The following is a 4755-nucleotide window of genomic DNA, read 5'->3' as shown; positions in this document are numbered from 1 at the left end:
ATCTCTGCGATTACACCTGAGGCTGAATTGTGGGACGCCTTTGTCGATAAGTCATCAGATGCGACATTTTTTCATCGTTCTGGCTGGAAGCGAGTGTTGGAAAAAGCGTTTGGTCACAAGGCTTATTTCCTTTATGTAACTCAAGGGGCCGAGATTGTAGGCATATTGCCTTTAGGGCATGTTAAGAGTTTTCTGTTTGGACATTCTTTGGTGTCGTTACCGTTTTGTGTTTACGGTGGAATCGTGGCAGAGACTGAAGAGGCAAGGGCATTCTTAAGGGATGAAGCCTGCAAACTGGCAAAAGAACTACTGGTAGACACTCTGGAACTGAGAAATCAGGCTCCATCAGGAGAAGGTTGGCCCACTAAGTCAATATATGCAACATTTCGCAAAGAAATAGAGTCCGATCACGAGAAAATTCTCAAGGCGATACCCAATAAACAAAGGGCGGTGGTCAGAAAAGGAATCAAAAAAGGTTTGGTCGGCGAAGAAGGCTGGCACGGGGACCGAGTATACAAAGTCTATGCCGAAAGTGTTCGTAATCTCGGTACCCCCGTGTTTCCGGCAAAATACTTTAAGGTGTTGCGAGAAGTCTTTGGTAACGACTGCCGTTCGTTAATGATTACCCATGAAGGTAAAGATGTCGCGGGAGTTTTGAGTTTCTACTTTAAAGATCAGGTTTTGCCTTACTACGCAGGCAGTACTGCTGCGGCCCGAGATCTATACGCCCATGGGTATATGTATTGGGAGTTGATGAAAAATGCCTGCGACCAGGGGGTCAAAGTATTCGATTATGGCCGGAGTAAAGTAGGAACCGGACCATACAGTTTTAAAAAGAACTGGGGATTTGAGCCAGAGCCTTTATATTATGAAAACTATTTGGTGAAGGCTTCGTCTATCCCGGAAGTTAATCCATCAAACCCAAAGTATCAGATGTTTATCAACGCCTGGAAGAGAATGCCGCTTCCTGTAGCTAACGTATTCGGCCCCTTATTGTCCCGGAACCTGGGGTAGCGAGCCTGTAATATGACTACGACAAAGCCCGCATTACTGTACCTGTGCCATCGCATTCCTTATCCACCGGATAAAGGGGACAAGATTCGCTCTTACCATTTACTGCGTTACCTTGCTGAGCATTACACGGTGTTTTTGGGTTGTTTTTGGGATGATGAGGACGATCGTCAGCATATCCCTTACCTCAAGACGTTGTGCCGAGAGGTGCTCTGTGTACCATTGCCTCCTTTGGGCAGCAAGATTAAAAGCCTGTCAGGTCTCTTTAAGGGAGAGCCCATGACACTCCCTTACTATGCAGATAGCGGAATGCAAAAGTGGGTCAGATCGCAGCTGGTTGAGCACAACATCAAGCGTTGTGTGGCTTTTTCCTCTGCTATGGCACAGTACCTGATTGATGTCTGTAAAAAAGATCGACGTATTGTCCTCGATCTGGTGGATGTGGACTCTGACAAGTGGCGCCAATATTCTACAACCAAGTCTTTCCCAATGAATTGGTTGTATCGCCGTGAAGCGGATAAGTTACTCGAATTTGAACGGAAAATATCTGGTTTGGCGGATCGCAGCTTTTTGGTTTCCAGTGCGGAAGCCAGACTGTTTAAGCGGTTAGTCCCTGATCAGGAACACAAAATTGGATTCTACAATAACGGTGTGGATACTGATTATTTTGATCCTAATCTGGATTACAAGGACCCATATCGAGATCCATCACCGATTTTGGTGTTTACCGGCGCTATGGATTACTGGCCAAATGTAGATGCTGTTGTCTGGTTTGTCCGAGCTGTGTTTCCAGCATTGAAACAGATGCAGACCGATCTTAAGTTTTATATCGTTGGCCGAAATCCAACTCGTAAAGTACGTTGTTTGGAAGAAACAGACGGTGTTGTGGTGACAGGCAAGGTAGAAGATGTCAGGCCTTATCTGAAATATGCCACTGCCGTTGTTGCACCTCTACGTTTAGCGAGGGGAGTGCAAAATAAGGTCTTGGAAGCCATGGCAATGGAAAAGGTCGTAATGACCAGTGCTGCCGGACTCGAAGGCATTGAGGCAGAATTGGGGGCTGAGATACTACTGACGAACTCACTGGAAGATTACCAAGAGTTTTTACCCACGATTCTGAAAAACAGCACCTATTCGATTGCTCAGTCAGCACGCTCTAAGGTTCTGAAAGATTTTAATTGGAATAATACCTTACCCAAAGTGGGAGAGTGGCTGGAACAGTCAGTTGCCAGGGAGCTGGAGCATGAGTAGCTCCCACTTGTTAACGTCTCTGAATCCTCCGTGGCGTAAGGCATTAATTGCATTAGCAGTGTATCTGACGGTGTTGCTGGTCGCCTATTGGCCGTCACTCGTCTCAATGGTGGAAATATGGTACCGCTCAGGTACGTTTGCCCACGGATTTATTATTGCACCGGTATCTTTGTGGTTGATTTGGCAGCTTAAAGATAGCTTGCTACGACTAAGACCTAAGCCTCAGCTCTGGTTTATTTTACCAATCATGGCGGTTGGGGGTTTATGGCTAATGAGCTCGCTGGTTGATGTGATGGTGATGCAGCAGCTGTCATTTGTCTTGTTGGTGATTCTTGGAGCATGCGCGTTACTGGGGCTAGACATAGCCCGCCGATTGACCTTTCCTTTGGCATTTTTGTTATTTATGGTCCCTATGGGAGAGAATCTGATTCCTCCCATGATGGATTTTACGGCTTCATCTACTGTGTGGCTGATACGTCAGTCCGGTATCCCTGTTTATCAGGAGGGATTGTATTTCTCTTTGCCCTCTGGAAATTGGTCCGTCGTTGAAGCCTGTAGCGGTATTCGTTACCTGATCGCATCCATCACCCTGGGCTGCCTGTTTGCTTATTTGACCTACACCTCTACGGTAAAGCGCCTGGCTTTTGTGGCGATCTCTATCATTGTACCGGTGCTGGCGAATACGGCTCGCGCTTATATGATTGTTATGATTGGTCATTTCAGTGATATGACACTGGCGGTTGGGGTTGATCATCTCATTTACGGTTGGTTGTTTTTTGGTCTGGTTATATTTCTGATGTTTTTGATCGGCAGTCTCTTTCGGGACTCTGAATCAAACGATGAGCTGTCCGGTTCTGAAAGCTCACAAATTGGAGAGCAGCCTGGTAGCGTTGTTCAAACATCAACATCTGATTTCACTGCCGATGGTAATGTAGCTGGCAACTCGGGTTATCTTGCGGCCGTCATAATTGTTGCTTCTTCCGTGATCTGGGCTCTGGTACCTTCTTTGTTGCCCGAAAGAAAGATCCCATCAGGAGAGTTCACACTGGTTCTGCCAGAAGTCCCTAATGGTTGGCACTACCAAGGTAGCCCGGAATGGAGTTGGAAGCCTTTAACTGACGGGGCTGATCTCACCCATAACAGCTTTTACGGCAGTGGCGATGCCATGGTTGGTTTGTATATCAATCAGTATATAAATCAGTCTCAGGGTAGTGAATTAGTCACTGGGCTGGATCAATGGATAATTCCGGAGCTCAAACATCAGAAGTGGGGTTTATTGGAACAAGGAAAATCTCAGATTTTTATCTACGACCAACCAATATTCGTTGAGCAAGCCCGAATCAAAAATGCAGAGCATGAACTATTAATCTGGCGTTGGTATCGAGTGGGTCAATTCGATACATCAAGCCCCTATGTGGCAAAAGCACTGGAGGCGTTGTCTTTACTGAGCTTCAATGCAACACCATCTGCCCGGATTTATGTGGTATCAGACGTGACTGAATCAGTCGATCAGTCCTTACTGCAAATGCAGTCATTTATGAACCAACTGTCGCCGGAGTTGGATATAGTCCTGAGTTCAAAGAATGGGGGACAATAAAGTGCCTCCTTTGATTGCACATATAGTGTTTGCACTGGATACCGGTGGATTGGAAAATGGATTAGTCAATATTATCAATCGGTTACCAGAAAATAAGTTCAGGCACATGGTGATTTGCCTGACGACTAGTGGAAAATTTTCTGAGCGTATTGAAAAACCGAATGTTCCAGTGATTGAACTGAATAAACCACCGGGTCATGACGTTAAAACCTATCATAGATTATGGAAGATTCTCAGGGAGTATCGTCCTGATATTGTTCATAGTCGTAACCTTGCTGCACTGGAATCCCAGCTGGTGACGCTGGCCTTGCCGGGTATCAAGCGTATTCACGGTGAGCACGGCCGGGATATGAACGACCTGGATGGCAATAATCGAAAATATAATATTTTCCGAAGCCTGATGCGCCCGATGGTTAACCACTATATTGCGGTCAGCCAGGATTTAAATGACTGGTTGATCGAGACTGTTGGCGTTAATACTCGAAAGATCCGGCAAATCTACAATGGTGTAGATCTTACCAAATTTAATGCTCAATCTGATTCTAAGATAAGTGAAGTGGTGCGACCATTTATTGACGATCACTGTCTTGTACTGGGAACAGTCGGGCGACTTACTCCTGTCAAAGATCAGAAAGCCTTGCTGGATGCGGTTGCACTGTTATTACAGGAAAATCCCTCGTGGTCGGACCGGTTACGGGTGGTGATTGTAGGCGATGGGACGCTTCGTACAAGTCTGGAGCAGCAGGCAAAGAAGTTGGGCCTTTCCGAGCTGGTTTGGTTTGCCGGTGATAGAGATGATGTGCCTCAGCTCTTACAATGCATGGATATTTTTGTTTTACCGTCTCTGGCGGAAGGGATCTCTAATACGTTATTGGAAGCGATGGCGTGCTCCTTGC

General features: G+C 46.1%; 4 protein-coding genes. All 4 read left to right on the top strand.

The window, feature by feature from the left end; genetic code table 11:
• A partial coding sequence (locus tag ACTG33_RS16145; RefSeq protein ID WP_439136251.1) for a FemAB family XrtA/PEP-CTERM system-associated protein occupies positions 1 to 1014 on the top strand: 1014 nt, incomplete at its 5' end.
• Between the two features lie 12 nt (positions 1015 to 1026).
• On the top strand, positions 1027 to 2262 hold the full coding sequence (locus tag ACTG33_RS16140; RefSeq protein ID WP_439136250.1) for a TIGR03087 family PEP-CTERM/XrtA system glycosyltransferase: 1236 nt from the start codon (positions 1027 to 1029) through the stop codon (positions 2260 to 2262).
• On the top strand, positions 2255 to 3859 hold the full coding sequence (gene xrtA / locus ACTG33_RS16135; RefSeq protein WP_439136249.1) for an exosortase A: 1605 nt from the start codon (positions 2255 to 2257) through the stop codon (positions 3857 to 3859). The genes ACTG33_RS16140 and xrtA overlap by 8 nt, the downstream gene beginning before the upstream one ends.
• Positions 3846 to 4755: glycosyltransferase (locus ACTG33_RS16130; RefSeq protein ID WP_439136248.1), on the top strand; the 910-nt coding region annotated here is incomplete at its 3' end. The genes xrtA and ACTG33_RS16130, both read left to right, overlap by 14 nt.

The organism is Pseudomaricurvus sp. (genome assembly GCF_965662505.1).
Taxonomy (GTDB): Bacteria; Pseudomonadota; Gammaproteobacteria; order Pseudomonadales; family Cellvibrionaceae; genus Pseudomaricurvus.
This window is presented reverse-complemented; position numbering and strand designations above follow the sequence as displayed.